The organism is Pseudomonas sp. C5pp (assembly GCF_000814065.1).
Taxonomy (GTDB): Bacteria; Pseudomonadota; Gammaproteobacteria; order Pseudomonadales; family Pseudomonadaceae; genus Aquipseudomonas; species Aquipseudomonas asiatica.
On the sequence record NZ_JWLN01000009.1, the window covers coordinates 1 to 17,934 of the forward strand.

Consider the following 17,934-nt stretch of genomic DNA (forward strand, 5'->3'; position numbering starts at 1 on the left):
ACGCCCGCTCCCACAGAACTGCACATAACTCATTGAATTAACCGGGACTCTGTGGGAGCGGCTTTAGCCGCGAACACCGGCGCAGCCGGTGCCATGTACCGCGTTGGATTCTTCGCGGCTAAAGCCGCTCCCACAGGGTACGCGCACTGTTTGCGGATTCAGTTCTCTACGCGACAGCGCAGCCCAAAGGACTGGGCGATCTCCCACAGAACTGCGCGGGACCTTGTGGGAGCGGGCGCGCCCGCGAAGAGGCCAGATCAGGCGACACATCACTTCAGGCCTTTACCAACCGCCAGCCGAACCGCCCAGAGGCTGCGCATGAAACGAGCTCGCCGCGAACCAGGTTTCCCGGTTCGCGGCGTAATTGAAGCGTTACTCAGACAATCAGGTAGGAATACCAGCCAGTCGCCAGACAGGCGCCGGAACCGGTTCGGCCTGGCTGCGTTTGCGTGCCCACTGGGTCAGGGCAGCCATCATGGCAAAGCCCAGCAGGATCAGTACCGGATAGGCCAGCAGCAACTCGGTCAGCGAGTATTTCCAGGCCAGTGGGCGGCCAACACCCAGCATCGCCGCATACAGCCAGGACACACCCGACAGTGCGCCGGAGAACAACGCAAACATTCGCACGCCAAAATTCAGGTCCAGCAAGTTGCCTGCTTTGAGCAGGGCCGGCAATACATAGCGATGCAACAACATGCCGTTAAAGGTCAGCAACATGACAATAATGACCTTCGCTTGAAGTTTAGGATTGGCAAAATAGTTCATACCTTTTTCAAGGTAGTCAATTCCAATCACTGCGGCACCCGTGAGCCACAGGAATATCAGGGCATTGGCCACGGACTTCTGCAAGCTCGTCATATGCTTACTGTCATGCCCGGCTTCTTTATGACCTTTCAACAAGTTCCTGACCATCTCGGCGTCACTGGCGAATACCATGCCGATGGCAATGCAACAGGCCAATAAATGAACGTAAATAACAGACAACCGCACCAGCTCCATGGATTCTTTCTGCCCGAACAGGCTAATAATTGTATTAATCTCCACGACGTTTTCTCCACGTAATTAGCGCTAGATGACCTTGCAATAGGCGTGCGAACGATTTAATCGCAGTGGCAAAGCCAAATTCGAATCGTTAAATGAAAAAGCAGATAATTATTCAATACACACGGTGGCTCACCCGAAGAGCCTCGGTTGGGCATGGCGTTGCTCCACTATTCAGGAAAAAAAAGCCCCATGAGCATCCCTGCGATGCTAATGAGGTTGAACGTCCATAAGTTCTGGGGAAAGGCGCGAGGTGCAATCACATTGAAGGCACCTGCTGGCAAATAGGAGTCAGTGTCATCCAAATCGTTCATTTCTCGAGCAAAACGACCGACAGGCGGCACACTAAATCAAGTTAGTTAGTTTGCTAAGTTGTTGTAATTTGACCGAATGGAAAGTTTTACCAACAACTGGATCCAAACTTAGCAAGTGTCATTGGAAGCTCTATCCTGCTGTTTCGCAGTTATCGCTTTGCAGGTGACCGTGCCTGAAGTGCCATCAGTCAGGCCCGGCAAGCTACATTCCGATCATCACGGGCGGTCGGCAACCCGTCTGTCATCTTCAGCCTGCCAGCGGGCTCAATTTGCCCTGGGTGAACCCCCAAGTGATGTTCCAGGCCTGGTTTGCCGGGAAGCAGATCCATGCGCGCTGACCTGCAAGCCTCATCGACGCGGTCTATCAGATCATCCATTCCATCGATTTGACCGCGTCAAATTGCCTCATGTAGCTTGCCGCCCTCTTCGCCGCTGGCTCAAAGGTGCGCGTTACACCTTTGCACCAGTTGCGTAGCCTACCCCCGTACTGATCAAGCCTCACCACGGCGTGCGCGCCAGTCGCGTCGCCGTCACCGTGTTCGAGTTTCCGAAATGTCCGTCAATAGCCCCACCCGTATCACCGAGCTCGTCATCGAGAGCGGCGTCAAGAAAGCCCACCTATCCACCCATGCGACACTGGTCCTGGGGTTCCTCGCAGGTGCATTCATTTCGCTAGGGTTTCTCCTGGCTATCCACGTCAGCACCATGATCCCGGTACAGTGGGCCTCGTTCGGCACACTGCTGGGCGCCGCGGTATTTCCCATCGGCCTGATCCTGGTGATCCTGGCCGGTGGCGAACTGCTTACCGGCAACATGATGAGCTTGCCCTTGGCGATGTTCGCTCGGCGTATCGGCCCAGGCGCCGTGGCCCGCAACTGGCTGCTGGTGACCGTCGCCAACCTGTTCGGTGCACTGTTCGTTGCCGGGTGCTTCGGTCACCTGCTGGGCCTGACCGAGGGGGCCTACCTGAACAAGGTGTTGGCGGCTGCGACCAGCAAGACCAACGCCGACTTCCTCCACGCCTTCGTGTCCGGAATCGGCTGCAACTGGCTGGTATGCCTGGCAGTGTGGCTGTCGTATGCCAGCCGTGAAATGAGCGGAAAGATTCTCGGCATCTGGTTCCCGATCATGGCGTTCGTCGCCATCGGTTTCCAGCACGTGGTAGCCAACATGTTCCTGATTCCGGCAGCGATCTTTGCCGGCTACCTGAGCTGGGGGCAGTTGGTGGAGAACCTGGTGGCCGTGTTCCTGGGGAATGCGGTGGGTGGGGCGATCTTCGTGGGGTTGGCGTACTACGTGTCCTACGGTGTGCCTTCGCAGGAAGCGTGCGAGGTGCAGTGAGGCATTGCGGTCAGGCACGCTTGTGCAGGTGATGTGCCCTGCACAAGCCTGCTTGACCGTTCGTCACTATCCTTGGGCCACGCAGGGCGACACGATGTTCGGCCGGATGCTGACGGCGGTCAAGGCATCCGCCATCAACCTTGGGCCAGCGACTTGCGCTCCAACCACTCCACCATCAACTCCCCCCATGCAATATCCGCTTGCAGGGCCGCCTTGGCTTTTGCCGAATCGCGCTTGCGCAAGGCTTCGAGTACTTCGAAGTGCTTGTGCTTGGCGCTGGCCAGTTCCGCTTTGGGCACTTCGGCATGGAAGGTGCTGAGCAGCGGCCCCATCATCACCCACATGTTCTCCAGGGTCTTGAAGATCACCGGCATGCGTGCGGCGGCAATCAGACCGAAGTGGAACTCGCGGTTGAGCAGCGAAGCCTGTAATGCCGACGACTCCTCGGGCGAATTCTTGGGAATTGCGGGGGCAAGAGAAATAGCGCCGCGAACAAATCAATATTGTGCACTGTTCACGAATATGAACGCTTGAGGGTGCAGATGCCGCGCCTGCCCTGCTCCGCCTCGTTCAGCTCGATCAGTTCGTTCAGAGGCACAACAGGCCCATGGCATGCTAAATACTATGTGCATGCACCTTATCAAGGAGCCTGCAATGATCGCGGTTCGCGAAGCCTGGAACGCCGGCCTGTTCAAGCGTGAGCACTGGATGCGCAACCTTGTCTCCGGCCTCATCGTCGGGGTTGTTGCGCTGCCCCTCGCCATGGCCTTCGCCATCGCTTCCGGGGTCAAGCCGGAGCAAGGCATCTACACGGCGATCATAGGCGGGCTGCTGGTTTCCTTGCTGGGCGGCAGTCGATTGCAGATCGCCGGACCGACCGGGGCCTTCATCGTGATCCTCGCAGGGGTGACGGCGAAGTACGGAGTGGAAGGCCTTCAACTGGCCACGATGATGGCTGGCGCCATACTGCTGGTGCTTGGCATTACCCGCCTGGGTGCAGTCATCAAGTTCATTCCCGACCCGGTGATCGTGGGTTTCACCGCCGGCATCGGCATCATCATCTGGGTTGGGCAATGGCGTGACTTCTTCGGCCTGCCCGAAATCGAAGGTGGGCACTTCCACGAAAAACTGTGGCATCTGTTGCTAGCCCTGCCGGACCTCCACATTGCCACGACGCTGCTCGCGACATGCAGCCTTGCTTTGCTGATCCTGGCCCCAAGGCTGCCCGTGCTGAAACGCCTGCCCGGGCCACTGGTAGCCATGGTGTTCGCGACGCTGGTCCAATCCCTGTTCCATTTTGACGGTGTGGCTACCATCGGCACCGCCTTCGGGGCGATCCCACAAGGTTTGCCGTCACTGACCTGGCCCGAAGTCTCCCTGGCGCGGGTGATCGAACTGATCGGGCCAGCGTTTGCGATCGCCATGCTGGGGGCCATCGAATCGTTGCTCTCTGCTGTTGTCGCCGACGGCATGGCAGGGACCAGGCACGACTCGAACCAGGAACTGATCGGCCAAGGGATCGCCAACCTGGTAGTGCCGCTGTTCGGGGGCTTTGCCGCCACAGGTGCCATTGCCCGGACAGCGACCAACATCCGCAATGGTGCTACCGGGCCGTTGGCCGGCATCATCCATGCGCTGACACTGGTACTGATCATCCTGTTCCTGGCGCCACTGGCGTCGAACATTCCACTCTGCGCACTGGCAGCGATCCTGTTCGTCGTCGCCTACAACATGAGCGAGCTGAAGCATTTCAAGCGCATGCTGCAGCGCGCACCGAGAGCCGACATCGCCATCCTGCTCGTCACCTTCACCTTGACGGTGTTCAGCGACCTGGTGATCGCCGTGAATATCGGCGTCATCCTCGCCATGCTTCAGTTCATGCGCCGCATGGCATCGTCCGTCGAAGTCCAGCAGGTGGTCGAAGAGGAACTGGCCAATCAACTGCACAGCAACGGCCAGAAATCGCTGCCCCCCGGCGTGCTGGTGTACACCATCGAAGGCCCGCTGTTCTTTGGCGCCGCCGAAACCTTCGAGCGCGCCCTGTCACAAACGCATACCGACCCTGAACTGCTGGTAATTTGCCTGAAGCGGGTGCCCTTCATGGATATCACCGGGCTGCAGACCCTGGAGGAAGTGATCCAGCAACTGCATGAACGCCAGATCGTTGTGAAACTGTGCGAAGCCAACGGCAAGGTGCTTGGCAAGCTCGAAAAGGCCGGGATCTTGCGCCTGCTTGGCCCCGGGCACTATCACCAAACGCTCGGTACCGCCCTGCTGGAGGCAAAGGCACCGGCGGCACACAACTGACTTGTGATCCACCAGGGCCATACAGAGTCCCATTTCAGGAACAGCCACCTGGCACTGCGCGCCCCCCTGTAGGAGCGGCTTTAGCCGCGAACACCGGCGCAGCCGGTGCCATGCACCGCGTTGGATTCTTCGCGGCTAAAGCCGCTCCCACAGGGTATGAGGATCGCTTGCGAATTCAGTTATTTGTCGCGCAAGGCCATGGGGTTGAGGCTTCAGCCCAGCAACTGGCTCAACACCGCACGCAACTTCCCCGGTTTGACGGGCTTGTTCAGCATCGGCGCACCGAGCTTGTTCAAGGAGCGTCGGCACTGATCGCTGCGGTCGGCAGTGATGATCACCGCAGGAATGGCGGCGCCGAAATGTTCACGCAAGTGCCTGACCACCTCGCAGCCGACAACACCGTGGTCCAGGTGAAAGTCCGCCAGGATCAATTCCGGAGCCCGCCCCTGCAAGGCCAGCAAGGCCCCGGCCTGGTCGGTCGCGGTAACCACTTCGCAGCCCCACTGCCCGAGCAGCGCGCCCATGCTCTCGAGGATGCTCACTTCGTTGTCCAGTACCAGCAGGCGACGGCCCGGCAACGGGTTGCCGGCGCCAGGCTGCGGCGCGGCCTGGTAGATAGGCAACGGCATGGCTTCGCCGATCGGCACGTCGATACTGAACATCGAGCCACGCCCCGGCCATGAACGCACCTCGACGCGATAGCCGAGAATCTTGGCGATCCGCTCGACGATGGCCAGCCCCAGGCCCACACCCTTGCGATCGGCGGCACGGCCTACGTCAAGTTGGTTGAACTCGAGGAAAATGGCCTGCAGCCGATCGGCCGCGATGCCCCGCCCGGTATCCCACACCTCCAGGCGCAAGTGATCGCCGCGGCGCCTGGCGCCCAGCAGAATCCTGCCCTCATTGGTATAACGGCAGGCGTTGCTGAGAAAGTTGCGCAGGATACGCGTCATCAGCCGCAGGTCGGTGCTGATGGCGTAGTCGGCAATGCGCGCACGCAACTTCAGGCCTGCCGCATCGGCCACCGTGCGGAACTCCGAGACCAGTGGCCCGAACAGCTCGTCGAGGCGGTACAGCGCTACGTCCGGCTTGACCGCCGCCTGGTCGAGCCGGGAAATGTCCAGCAGGTCGGTCAGCAGGTCTTCAGCGCCCTCCAGCGCCTGATGGGTACGCTCCACCAGCACTTTTTCCGCTTCTGGCAGCGGTCTTTCGCGCAACGTCGAGATCAGCAGCCGCGCGGCATTCAGCGGTTGCAGCAGGTCATGGCTGGCGGCAGCGAGGTACTTGTCCTTGCTGCGGTTGGCGGTTTCCGCGGCGTCGCGGGCATCGCGCAGGGCGCGGGCGATCTGTTTGCGCTCGGCGATCTGCTGTTGCAGGTTGCGGTTGGCCTCCAGCAGCTCATCGGTACGGGCAGCCACCCGTTGCTCGAGCTCGTCATTCAGTTGCTGCAAGCGCTGCTGGGCCAGCTTGCGTTCGGTGATGTCGGCGACAAACCCTTCCACCAGCCCTTCCTGACCTGGCTTGAGCAACAGGTTCATCAACACATCGAGGTGGCTGCCGTCCTTGCGCCGCAAGCGGGTTTCATAACCATGCAGGCTGCGTTCACGGGCGAGGGTCGCGGTGATGGCGTGCAGTTCTTCAGCCCCGCCAACAAACAGGTTGGCGGCAAGGTCCGTCAGCGGAAACAGCAACGCTTGCGGGTTATCGTAACCGAGCATGCGTGCCAACGCCGGGTTGGCGGCACGCATGCCGTCTTGCAGGCTGGCCTGGAAAATCCCGTGCACGGCGTTTTCGAACAACCATTTGTAGCGGTTGCGTTCGGCCTCCAGTTCGTCCAGGCGCGCCGCCAGCTCCGGGTAATGGCTCTTGCGCGCCGAGTGGTCGCCCAGCCCCAGCAGCCCGGCCAGCGCCCGTTGCTGCTCGTCAGAGGGCCTCGCCATAGACCACCTCGACATCACGTTGGCTCGACGCACGCGGGTTGGTGAGGATGCACGGGTCATCCATCGCATGTTGCGACAGGAACGGGATATCGGCCGTGCGCACCCCATGCAGGCCCAGGGTTTCGTGGAAGCCGATGGCACGCTTGAGCGCGATCAGGTGCTCCACCAGGCGCGCGCAGATCTGCCGGTGGTTGAGGCCGCGGCAGTCGATACCCAGCACTTCGGCAATCACCTTGAAACGCTCCGGTGCCGAGCTGTAGTTGAACGCCACCACGTGCTCCACCAGCACCGCATTGCACAGGCCATGCGGCAGGTCGAGGAACCCGCCCAGGCTGTGCGACATGGCGTGGACCGCACCCAGGATCGCATTGGAAAACGCCAGCCCCGCCTGCATGCTGCCCAGCATGATCTTCTCGCGCAGGGCGATATCGGTGGGGTTGGCGATCATTTCCACCAGGTTGCCGTTGATCAGGCGCATGGCTTCCAGCGCATGGGGGTCGGTCAGCGGGCCGTGGCCGGTGGAAACGAAGGCTTCGATGGCATGCACCAGCGCATCGATACCGGTGCAGGCCGACAGGAACGGGTCCATGCTCAGGGTGGTTTGCGGGTCGATCAGCGACACGTCCGGCACCACCGCCTTGCTGACGATGGAGAACTTCATGCGCTCCTGCTGGTTGGAAATGATCACGAACTGCGACACGTCCGCCGAGGTGCCGGCCGTGGTCGGGATCAGGATCAGCGGCGGGCTGGGCACGCGGATCATGTCCACGCCTTCGAATTCGAGGATGCTGCGCCCGTGGGCGACCACGATGCCGATGGCCTTGCCGCAATCCATCGGGCTGCCGCCGCCGACCGCGACGATCACATCACAGTGGTTTTGCCGGTAGATCTCGGCGCCAAGCATCACCTCTTCCACACGCGGGTTGGGCGATACGGCGCTGTACAGGCAGTAGTCGATGCCCTGGGCCTGCAGGCTGGCCTCCACGTCCGCCACCCAACCGGCGGCAATCACACCGGGGTCGCTGACCACCAGCACCTTGCGCGCACCGAAGGTCTTGGCGTAATTGGCGACATTATGCCGGCAGCCGGCACCAAAGATGATCTCGGGCGAAACGAACTTGCGAAGCGGGCTGAAACTCTGGCTCATCGGGAAGCCTGTTCTTATTGTTCTGGAAGGTAACCGCCAGCGTAAAGCATCCCGCAGCGAAAGCAACCAGACCAAAGCCTGGCCACGGCTCATTCGATCCAGTACTTGGCACGGGCCACCTCCAGGAACGCCAGGATGTCCTCGTCCAGCCCCGGCACCCCGGGGAAGCGCTGTGCAAGGCGGTCGATGACCGCCGCCACGCTGCGCCGGCCGTCCAGCAACTCGAGCACCCAGCCGGCACTGGCATTGAGTTCGATGGTGCCCTCCGGGTACAGCAGCACATGGCAGGCCCGGCGCGGCTCCCAGCGCAGGCGGAAGCCCTTGCGCAAGGCCAGGGCTTGTTCGCGATCGATCAGGTTCACAACGGGCATGCTCAATGAAGAACCGGCCATCGCGCTGATGGCCGGACAGGCATCAACGATTGGCGAAGTACATCGTCACTTCGAAGCCGATGCGCAGGTCGGTAAAGGCGGGTTTAGTCCACATGGGGCATTCCTCTTCTTGGTGCCGGGCGATTCCGGTAGAGGCATTAATGCACGAGGGGCGACGGGGCCGAATGCTACTTTGGGACAGGTTTGCGGGGTGCGTTGGTAGGGGTAACACGGAGCAGCTGTGGATTTGTGCATGGCAGTGCCGGCCTCTTCGCGGGCTCGCCCGCTCCCACAGGGACTGCACAAGTTTCAAGACCAGTGCAATACCTGTGAGAGCGGGCGAGCCCGCGAAGGCCGCGACGCGGTTTAGAAGAAGCCCAACGGGTTGATGTCGTAGCTCACCAGCAGGTTCTTGGTCTGCTGGTAGTGATCGAGCATCATCTTGTGCGTCTCGCGGCCCACCCCGGACTTCTTGTAGCCACCGAACGCGGCATGCGCCGGGTACAGGTGGTAGCAGTTGGTCCACACGCGCCCGGCCTTGATCCCGCGGCCCATGCGGTAGGCACGGTTGATGTCACGGGTCCACAGCCCCGCGCCCAGGCCAAACTCGCTGTCGTTGGCGATCGCCAGGGCTTCGGCTTCGTCCTTGAAGGTGGTCACGCCCACCACCGGGCCGAAGATCTCCTCCTGGAACACGCGCATCTTGTTGTTGCCCTTGAGCAGGGTCGGCTGGATGTAGTAACCGCTGGCCAGGTCGCCGTCGAGCCGCTCGGCAGCGCCACCGGTGAGCAGCTGCGCGCCCTCCTCCCGGGCAATCTGCAAGTAGGAAAGAATCTTGTCGTATTGCTGCTCCGAGGCCTGGGCGCCGACCATGGTCGCGGTGTCCAGCGGGTTGCCACGGGTGATCTTGGCGATCTTCTTCATCACCTCGGCCATGAACGGCTCGTAGATCGATTCCTGGATCAGCGCCCGCGACGGGCAGGTGCACACTTCGCCCTGGTTGAAGAACGCCAGCACCAGGCCTTCGGCTGCCTTTTCGATGAACGCGGGCTCGGCCTGCATGATGTCTTCGAAGAAGATGTTCGGCGACTTGCCGCCCAGTTCGACGGTGGACGGGATGATGTTCTCGGCCGCGCACTTCATGATGTGCGAGCCCACCGGGGTGGAACCGGTGAAGGCGATCTTGGCGATGCGCTTGCTGGTGGCCAGGGCCTCACCGGCTTCGCGGCCAAAGCCCTGGACGATGTTCAGCACGCCTGCCGGCAGCAGGTCGGCGATCAGCTCGGCGAAAATGGTGATCGACAACGGCGTCTGCTCCGCCGGTTTGAGCACCACGCAGTTGCCGGCGGCCAGCGCCGGGGCGAGTTTCCAGGCGGCCATCAGCAGCGGGAAGTTCCATGGAATGATCTGCCCGACCACGCCCAATGGCTCGTGGATGTGGTAGGCCACGGTGCCCTCGTTGATTTCGGCGGCGCCGCCTTCCTGGGCACGGATGCAGCCGGCGAAGTAGCGGAAGTGGTCCGCCGCCAGCGGCACGTCGGCGTTGAGGGTTTCGCGCACGGCCTTGCCGTTGTCCCAGCTCTCGGTAACGGCCAGTACTTCGAGATTCTGTTCGATGCGGTCGGCGATCTTCAGCAGTACCAGGGCGCGGTCCTGCACCGAGGTCTTGCCCCAGGCCTCGGCAGCGGCATGCGCGGCGTCCAGGGCCTGCTCGATGTCCTGGGGGCCGGAGCGCGGGAACTCGGCAATCGGCTGGCCATTGACCGGCGAGCTGTTGGTGAAGTACTGGCCGCCCAGCGGCGGCACGAATTCGCCGTTGATGAAATTGCCGTAGCGTGGTTTGAAGGACACGACGGCGCCTGGGGTTCCGGGTTGTGCGTAGATCATGCTGAGCCTCTGTGGGTCGATGCCTGTCCAGCGACAGGCGATGAGCCGATGGTAAAAAGCCCCGCCTGCCGGGCGAATGCATCGTTGGCAGCGGGGCTCTCGTCATTTGGTAGTAGGGCCGCTTGCCACAGGGTCCCTGGCAGCAAGCGGCAGGTTGGCGGCTTAGCGACTGGCGCTTGCCGTTTGCAGTTGCTTGGGCAGCTTGAAGGTCCAGAGCATGCCGCCCTGGTTGAAGTCCTTGACCCGCTTGGCCACTTCACCGCCCCACAGCGGCACCGCGCCGCCCCAGCCGGAAACCACCGAAACGTACTGCTCGCCGTCCATTTCCCAGGTCACTGGCGAACCGAGCACGCCGGAACCGGTCTGGAACTCCCAGACCTTGTCGCCAGTCTTGGCGTTGAACGCCTGCAGGAAGCCTTCCGGCGTGCCGGTGAACACCAGGTTGCCCTTGGTGGTCAGCACCCCGCCCCACAGCGGCGCATAGTTCTTGTGGCGCCACACTTCCTTGCCGCTGACCGGGTCGATGGCGCGCAACACGCCAATGTAGTCTTCGTTGAGCGGCTTGATGGTGAAGCCGGCACCGAGGAACGCCGCGCCCTTCTTGTAGGCGATGCCTTCGTTCCAGATGTCCATGCCCCACTCGTTGGACGGCACATAGAACAGCCCGGTGTCCTTGTTGTAGGCCATCGGCATCCAGTTCTTGGCCCCGAGGAACGCCGGGGCGACGAACACCGAGCTGCCCTTGGCCTCGCTACCCGGCGCCCCCGGCCGGCTGGCCTCGTTGTAGATTGGCCGGCCGTCCTTGTCCAGGCCGGTGGCCCAGGTGATCTTGTCGACGAAGGGGAAGCCGCGGATGAACTTGCCGTTGGTGCGGTCCAGCACGTAGAAGAAGCCGTTGCGGTCAGCGGTAGCGGCGGCCTTGACCTCCTTGCCGCCGTCCTTGTAGTTGAACGAGATCAGCTCGTTGACGCCGTCGAAGTCCCAGCCGTCATGCGGCGTGCTCTGGAAGTGCCACTTGATGGTGCCATCGTCGGGGTTCAGGGCCAGGCGCGACGAGGAATACAGGTTGTCGCCCGGGCGCAGGTGCGAGTTCCACGGCGCCGGGTTGCCGGTGCCGAACAGGATCAGGTTGGTTTCCGGGTCGTAGTAACCGCCCAGCCAAGGTGCCGCACCGCCGGTCTTCCACAGGTCGCCGGGCCAGGTCTTGCCTGCCTCGCCGCCGGAAATGCCGTTCTCGATCGCCTTGCCGTCCTTGTACACGTAGCCCATGTGCCCTTCCACGGTCGGGCGCATCCACAGCAGCTCGCCGTTTTCCGGGTTGTAGGCCTGGATCTTGCCCACCACGCCAAACTCGCCGCCGGCGACGCCGGTGATCAGCTTGCCATTGACGATCATCGGCGCGGCGCTGATGGAGTAGCCTTCCTTGTGGTCGGCCACCTTCTTGCTCCATACCACCTTGCCGGTGTCCTTGTTCAGCGCCACCAGCTTGGCATCGAGGGTGCCGAAGAACACCAGGTTGCCGTACAGCGCCACGCCGCGGTTGATCACGTCGCAGCACGGGCGAATGTCATCGGGCAGGCGCGCATCGTATTGCCACAGTTTCTTGCCGGTACGGGCGTCCACGGCGAACACCCGTGAGTAGGAGCCGGTCAGGTACATCACCCCGTCCTTGACCAGCGGCTGGGCCTGCTGGCCGCGCTGCTTCTCACCACCGAAGGAAAACGCCCAGACCGGCCGCAGGTCCTTGACGTTGTCGGTATTGAGCAGGTTCAGCGGGCTGTAGCGCTGGCCCTGCACGCCCAGGCCATTGGTCACGATCTGCTGCGGGTTCTTCGGGTCCTGGAGAATTTCTTCATTGCTGACAGCGGCGTGGGCTGCACCGGCAAGCAGCATGGCGCTGAGCACCAGGCTCAAGGCGAACACGGGACGACGTGTGGATCGGGTCATGACGGCTACCTTTGGTTTTTTTGTTGTATCCGGGAAAACTTCCCGGTGTGTCGGGAATTCTTGGTCCCGACCTGCTTGCCAACAATTGCCCGCAGTGCTGAGTTTTCTAGTTCCTTGGTAGCAGTGAACTTGCGCGGTCCCACAGGGGGCTGTGTTACACCCTCAGATAGGGGGCTTGGCGTCGACACGCCGCAGCTGCTGGCGTTCGTAACGGGGGTACAGGTGGCTGACACTGCGAATCAGCTCGTAACGGGTCAGGCTGATAGCGGCAAACCGCTCGGGTATGGGGCTGCGGATCATCTCGGCCATGTCATCACCACGCGCCGCGCCGTCGCGCATCAGCCCGTCCAGCCAGCCCAGGTAATCACGCATCTGGGCAAACGGCCGGGCATCGCTGGCCAGCGGGCCATGACCAGGCACCAGCTGCTTCCAGGGCAGCGCTTGCAAGGTGTCCAGGTCCTTCAGCCACACCTCCAGCCCCGGGCTGTTGGGCGTGGTCAATGCGCGCTCGTAGAACACCAGGTCGCCAGCGAACAGCACACCGGTGCTTTCATCCAGAATCGCCAGATCGGCACCGGTGTGCCCGCCCAGCGCCAGCAGCCGCAGGCGGTGCCCACCCACCTCGTGAATACCTGGCTCCAGCACACGGGTCGGCAGCACCACCTCGGTACCGCGCATCCAGTCGCCAACCAGGCGGTACATGTTCTCGGCCATGGCCTCCCCCTGCTGGCGCAACAGCTCGCCGGTACCGGCCAGGGCGCCGATGGGCACATCGGCAAAGGCCTGGTTGCCCAGCACATGGTCGGGGTGATGATGGGTCAGCAGCACTTCGACCACCGGCTTGTCGGTGGTGGCGGCAATGGCCTGGCGCAATGCTTCGCCGTAGCGTTTCGACGGCCCGCTGTCGATCACCACCACCCCGTTGTCGGTGACGATGAACGCGGTGTTGACGATATTGCCGCCGTTGTCCTTGGCGAAATTGTCGGTGCTGCCCTCCAGCAGCCAGGTGCCTTCGGCGATCTGCCGGGGCTTGAGCCGATAGTCCAGGTCTGCCCAGGCCGGCAGGCCCAGGCACAGTAGCAACAGCAGAATGCAACGCATGACGAGCGCCTCTGTCAGGGGTGAAGACGGGCAACATGCTCAGGGCACTGCCGCCTCGAACTGGTTGCCGCTGTTGTCCTGCAACAACAGCCGGGTCGGCCCGGGGCCCTGGATGTCGAAGCCCAGGTTGGGGTTTTCGCTGACCGCCGGGTACAGTTCCAGGCTGGCCAGGCGCTGGCCGTCCGCGCCTTGCAACTCGGCATGGTTGAGGAAGAATTCGGGAATGCCGCTGACCAGGCCGTTGTCCATCGGGTGAGCCACCTGCAGGCGCAAGCGGCTGCTGTCGCCGCGCGGGTAGCGCCCGCCCAGGACTTCACCGAGGTGCTCCTCCCAACCGGGCTGGGTGCGTACCACGCTGGGCGCGGTACAACCGCCGCCGGCAGCATCGATCAGGGTCGAGCCAACATGCCACAGGCCGTCGCGGGTCAGCACCGCGGCACGCAGCGGTGTGGCCTGTTCGACGCGGATGCGGATCGACAACCAGGGCAGCACGCGCTCGCCAGGCTGGAAGTCGACAATGCGCGGCAGCGGGTTGAGTTCGGCCCAGGCGATGATCCGCACCACTTCGCCGCTGAACGCCCGGGCGTCGATCTCCAGCGGCACCTGGCGGGCGTCCTCGGCAAAGGGTGGCGCCAGCAGCTTGACCCGATCATCGAACACGAATGCGGCCTGGCCCAGCAGCTGCTTGTGGTAGAAGTCCCACATCACCGACGGCACCGGGTCCTTGTGGTTACCTGGCTCGCTGGCCAGGACTTGTGCGGCCCAGGGCACCCAGCAGGCCAGCAGGAAAGTCGCTCGCCAGTTCATCGCCCACTCCTTTTGATCAACGCAAACCTGGCTGACAGTGCACGGTCCTTGTGGGAGCGGGTTCACCCGCGAACACCGGCGAAGCCGGTGCCATATACCGCGTCGCATTCTTCGCGGGTGAACCCGCTCCCACAGGGGGATGTGTTGCTTTTACAAACTCACAAGCCTGCGAAGCCTGTTACTGATACATCTCCGGCACCTGGTAACGCAGGCCATAACCGGCATAAATCGCCTTCATCCGCCCATCACGAATCAGCGTCTCAAGCGCTTCCTCCACCGCATAGGCCAGCTGCCGGTTGCTTTCATGCACCGCCATGCCGATCTCCCAGGCCTGCTTGCCAAGGTTCGGGTAGGCGTTTTCCGCCAGGGCCAGCTGCGGGTCGGCGGCTTGATGCAGTTGCCAGTCAACTTCGCCGCGCATCGCCATCACCGCGTCCACCTGGCCGGCCTGCATGGCGCCGAAAGCTTGCTGCACATTGGGGTAGTGATGGGTCCTGGCACTGAGCATGCCGTTGAACACAGAAGTCAGGTAGAACGACGGTACGCTGTCCACCTCGACCCCGATCGGGTGCTGCTGGAACACCGCGACACTGGCCACCGAGGGCAGGCGGCGGCGATCATAGGCGACCTGCCAGCGCTCCTCCTGATAAGGGCCGAACATGACCACCTGGGCGTTTTCCAGCTCGCCTACCTCGTTGCGTCGCTGCGCATAGGCATGGTCGTATGGCACCCGCATCATCAGGTCGGCCAGTTGCTGGTGGCGCAACGGGCTGCCGCGCCAGATGTAGTCGCGCAGATCGTCGTCGAGCTTTTCCCCGGGTGGCGCCCAGATCAGCTGCAAGCGCACCCCCAACGCCGTGGCCAGGGCCTGCGCCAGTTCCACGTCGACACCTCGCGGCTGGCCGTGGTCCTCGAAACTGTAAGGCGCAAAGTCCTTGTACACAGCCACCTTCAATTCGCCGGCGGCGATGATCGCGTCGTAGTTGCGCACCTGCGCCTGCGCCGCCGCGCAGCACAGCAGCAAGCCACTGAACAGCACCGCCAACAGACGCATGGCCGTCATTCCTCGACGTGCACGCTGTCCAGGTAGGTGCGCACCGCCCACAGGGCCTCCTGGCTCAGGTAGTCGGCCATTTTCGGCATGTACACCCGGCCGTCGCGGACCGCACCGTGGCGTACCCGCTCGACGAACCACTCATCCCCGGCCTCGCCGGCATCGAGCATGCGCAGATCCGGGGCGATGCCCCCCGACTTGGCCTCCAGGCCATGGCAGGCGGCGCAGTTCTGGTTGTAGGCCGAGGCACCGATCTCCACGGCCTTGTCGTGCTCGGGAGAGCTGCGGTACGGGTTGACCGCTGCCCAGCCATCGCCGTCCAGGGTTACGCCAGCGTCCTTGATCGGGGTCAGGCCCTTGGTTTCCACGGCCTGGGGCACCACATTGCCATGTGCCCAGGCAGTGCCGGTCAGTACTGCACTGGCAAGCAGCCCGGCAGCCAGCAAGACGTTGCGTTTTGTTGTCATTTTTATGCCCTCACGATTGCACGCAAGGCCTCAACCACAGAGGCCGTGTCGCCATCTTAGAAACAGCCCGCAGGCGGCCGAATGCTGCTTTGGTGGCCGCGCCTTACTCCCTTGGTAGTAGGGCTTGTGGCGAAGGGCCAAATGAGGTGCCCCGTGGGAACTATTCCCGGCAAGGGCGGGATTTTTTCCGTAGCCCGCAAGGCCCGCCCCGTCCCACCCTGTGCAGGCCAAAACCTCCACTGGGAACTGCAACCATGACAACAAGAACGCTACCCGCCCTTTCCCCTCTGGCCCTGAGCGTGCGGGCCTTGCTGCTGGCCGGTAGCCTGGCCCTGGGCAGCGTGGCCACGGCAGCCACCACCCCTGCGGCACCTGCCAGCAAGAACGTGACGTGGGAAGACATCGCCAACGACCACCTGACCACCCAGGATGTGCTGCAGTACGGCATGGGTACCAACGCCCAGCGCTGGAGCCCATTGGCCCAGGTCAATGACAAGAACGTGTTCAAGCTGACCCCGGCGTGGTCCTATTCCTTCGGCGACGAGAAACAACGCGGCCAGGAATCCCAGGCCATCGTCAGCGACGGCGTGGTCTACGTTACCGGCTCCTATTCGCGGGTGTTCGCCCTCGATGCGAAAACCGGCAAACGCCTGTGGACCTACAACCACCGCCTGCCGGACAACATTCGCCCCTGCTGCGATGTGGTCAACCGCGGCGCAGCGATCTACGGCGACAAGATCTACTTCGGCACCCTCGACGCGCGGGTCATCGCCCTCGACAAGCGCACCGGCAAAGTGGTGTGGAACAAGAAGTTCGGCGACCACGCCGCCGGCTACACCATGACCGGTGCCCCGGTGCTGATCAAGGACAAGACCAGCGGCAAGGTACTGCTGATCCACGGCAGCTCCGGCGATGAATTCGGCGTGGTCGGCCAACTGTTCGCCCGCGACCCGGACACCGGTGAAGAGGTGTGGATGCGGCCCTTCGTCGAGGGCCACATGGGCCGCCTGAACGGCAAGGACAGCACGCCGACCGGTGACGTCAAGGCGCCGTCCTGGCCGGACGACCCCACTACCGAAACCGGCAAGGTCGAAGCCTGGAGCCACGGCGGCGGCGCGCCTTGGCAAAGCGCCAGCTTCGACCCCGAGACCAACACCATCATTGTCGGCGCCGGCAACCCTGGCCCCTGGAACACCTGGGCGCGCACCTCGAAGGACGGCAACCCGCATGACTTCGACAGCCTGTATACCTCAGGGCAGGTCGGCGTCGACCCGAGCACCGGTGAAGTGAAGTGGTTCTACCAGCACACGCCCAACGATGCCTGGGATTTCTCCGGCAACAACGAGCTGGTGCTGTTCGACTACAAGGGCAAGGACGGCAAGCTGGTCAAGGCCACCGGCCACGCCGACCGCAACGGCTTCTTCTATGTGGTGGACCGCAGCAACGGCAAACTGCAGAACGCTTTCCCCTTCGTCGACAACATCACCTGGGCCAGCCACATCGACCTCAAGACCGGGCGCCCGGTGGAAAACCCTGGGCAGCGCCCGGCCAAACCGCTGCCGGGAGAAACCAAGGGCAAGCCGGTGGAGGTCTCGCCACCCTTCCTTGGTGGCAAGAACTGGAACCCCATGGCCTACAGCCAGGACACCGGCCTGTTCTACATCCCCGGCAACCAGTGGAAGGAGGAGTACTGGACCGAGGAAGTGAACTACAAGAAGGGCTCGGCCTACCTGGGCATGGGCTTCCGCATCAAGCGCATGTACGACGACCACGTCGGTACCCTGCGCGCCATGGACCCGACCACCGGCAAGCTGGTTTGGGAGCACAAGGAGCACCTGCCGCTGTGGGCCGGCGTGCTGGCGACCAAGGGCAACCTGGTGTTCACCGGCACCGGCGACGGCTTCTTCAAGGCCTTCGACGCCAAGACGGGCAAGGAGTTGTGGAAGTTCCAGACCGGCAGCGGCATCGTCTCGCCGCCGATCACCTGGGAACAGGACGGCGAGCAGTACATCGGCGTGACCGTGGGCTACGGCGGCGCGGTGCCGCTGTGGGGCGGCGACATGGCCGAACTGACCAAGCCGGTGGCCCAGGGTGGTTCGTTCTGGGTGTTCAAGATCCCAAGCTGGGACAACAAGACTGCACAGCGTTGACTTGCAGCGGGGAGCGGGCCTGCGCCCCTCCCCGCTTCTGCCTTTCTCCTGCCAAGAGCC

At 62.8% G+C, this 17,934-nt stretch carries 15 protein-coding genes; 3 read left to right on the plus strand and 12 right to left on the minus strand.

What is annotated here, in order from left to right; all coding sequences use genetic code 11:
• Nucleotides 1-384: 384 nt before the first annotated feature.
• Nucleotides 385-999, minus strand: coding sequence for a hypothetical protein (locus RR51_RS09095; RefSeq protein ID WP_039613267.1), 615 nt, complete (start codon nucleotides 997-999; stop codon nucleotides 385-387).
• Nucleotides 1,000-1,907: 908 nt separating this feature from the next.
• On the opposite strand from RR51_RS09095, the gene RR51_RS09100 reads away from it, so the two are divergent.
• Complete coding sequence (locus tag RR51_RS09100; protein ID WP_039613268.1) at nucleotides 1,908-2,696, plus strand: formate/nitrite transporter family protein; 789 nt, start codon at nucleotides 1,908-1,910, stop codon at nucleotides 2,694-2,696.
• Nucleotides 2,697-2,830: 134 nt separating this feature from the next.
• On the opposite strand, the gene RR51_RS09105 is transcribed toward RR51_RS09100, so the two are convergent.
• Nucleotides 2,831-3,178, minus strand: coding sequence for an FCD domain-containing protein (locus RR51_RS09105; RefSeq protein ID WP_177328650.1), 348 nt, complete (start codon nucleotides 3,176-3,178; stop codon nucleotides 2,831-2,833).
• 172 nt (nucleotides 3,179-3,350) lie between these two features.
• Between RR51_RS09105 and RR51_RS09110 the strand changes: the two genes are divergently transcribed.
• On the plus strand, nucleotides 3,351-5,003 hold the full coding sequence (locus tag RR51_RS09110; protein ID WP_039613269.1) for a SulP family inorganic anion transporter: 1,653 nt from the start codon (nucleotides 3,351-3,353) through the stop codon (nucleotides 5,001-5,003).
• A 212-nt stretch (nucleotides 5,004-5,215) separates the two neighbouring features.
• Here the strand turns inward: RR51_RS09110 and RR51_RS09115 are convergent, their stop codons facing one another.
• The 10 genes from RR51_RS09115 to pedF form a co-directional block, all read right to left on the minus strand.
• Nucleotides 5,216-6,943, minus strand: a complete 1,728-nt coding sequence (locus tag RR51_RS09115; protein ID WP_039613270.1) for a PAS domain-containing hybrid sensor histidine kinase/response regulator — start codon at nucleotides 6,941-6,943, stop codon at nucleotides 5,216-5,218.
• The gene (gene ercA, locus RR51_RS09120; protein ID WP_013972181.1) at nucleotides 6,927-8,090 is read right to left on the minus strand and encodes an alcohol dehydrogenase-like regulatory protein ErcA; all 1,164 of its coding nucleotides are present in this window, start codon (nucleotides 8,088-8,090) and stop codon (nucleotides 6,927-6,929) included. The genes RR51_RS09115 and ercA overlap by 17 nt, the downstream gene beginning before the upstream one ends.
• A gap of 89 nt (nucleotides 8,091-8,179) precedes the next feature.
• Nucleotides 8,180-8,452 carry a pyrroloquinoline quinone biosynthesis peptide chaperone PqqD gene (pqqD, locus tag RR51_RS09125; protein ID WP_039613271.1) on the minus strand — a complete coding sequence of 91 codons (273 nt, stop codon included), beginning with the start codon at nucleotides 8,450-8,452 and terminating at the stop codon, nucleotides 8,180-8,182.
• A 52-nt stretch (nucleotides 8,453-8,504) separates the two neighbouring features.
• Nucleotides 8,505-8,576, minus strand: a complete 72-nt coding sequence (gene pqqA / locus RR51_RS29045; protein WP_003253598.1) for a pyrroloquinoline quinone precursor peptide PqqA — start codon at nucleotides 8,574-8,576, stop codon at nucleotides 8,505-8,507.
• Nucleotides 8,577-8,827: 251 nt separating this feature from the next.
• Entirely contained in the window at nucleotides 8,828-10,348 is a 1,521-nt protein-coding gene (exaC, locus tag RR51_RS09130) for an acetaldehyde dehydrogenase ExaC (protein WP_039613272.1), read from the minus strand.
• Between the two features lie 162 nt (nucleotides 10,349-10,510).
• On the minus strand, nucleotides 10,511-12,295 hold the full coding sequence (pedH, locus tag RR51_RS09135; protein WP_024086834.1) for a PQQ-dependent alcohol dehydrogenase PedH: 1,785 nt from the start codon (nucleotides 12,293-12,295) through the stop codon (nucleotides 10,511-10,513).
• Between the two features lie 162 nt (nucleotides 12,296-12,457).
• The gene (locus tag RR51_RS09140; protein ID WP_015270053.1) at nucleotides 12,458-13,396 is read right to left on the minus strand and encodes a quinoprotein relay system zinc metallohydrolase 1; all 939 of its coding nucleotides are present in this window, start codon (nucleotides 13,394-13,396) and stop codon (nucleotides 12,458-12,460) included.
• Nucleotides 13,397-13,435: 39 nt separating this feature from the next.
• Entirely contained in the window at nucleotides 13,436-14,203 is a 768-nt protein-coding gene (locus RR51_RS09145; RefSeq protein ID WP_039613273.1) for a quinoprotein dehydrogenase-associated SoxYZ-like carrier, read from the minus strand.
• 178 nt (nucleotides 14,204-14,381) lie between these two features.
• Entirely contained in the window at nucleotides 14,382-15,257 is an 876-nt protein-coding gene (locus tag RR51_RS09150) for a substrate-binding periplasmic protein (RefSeq protein WP_039613274.1), read from the minus strand.
• Between the two features lie 5 nt (nucleotides 15,258-15,262).
• Nucleotides 15,263-15,724: a cytochrome c-550 PedF gene (gene pedF / locus RR51_RS09155; protein WP_013972175.1), complete on the minus strand. Its 462-nt coding sequence runs from the start codon at nucleotides 15,722-15,724 to the stop codon at nucleotides 15,263-15,265.
• Between the two features lie 254 nt (nucleotides 15,725-15,978).
• On the opposite strand from pedF, the gene exaA reads away from it, so the two are divergent.
• Nucleotides 15,979-17,874 (plus strand): quinoprotein ethanol dehydrogenase, encoded by a 1,896-nt coding sequence (gene exaA, locus RR51_RS09160; RefSeq protein ID WP_013972174.1) that lies wholly within the window; start codon nucleotides 15,979-15,981, stop codon nucleotides 17,872-17,874.
• Nucleotides 17,875-17,934: the final 60 nt, after the last annotated feature.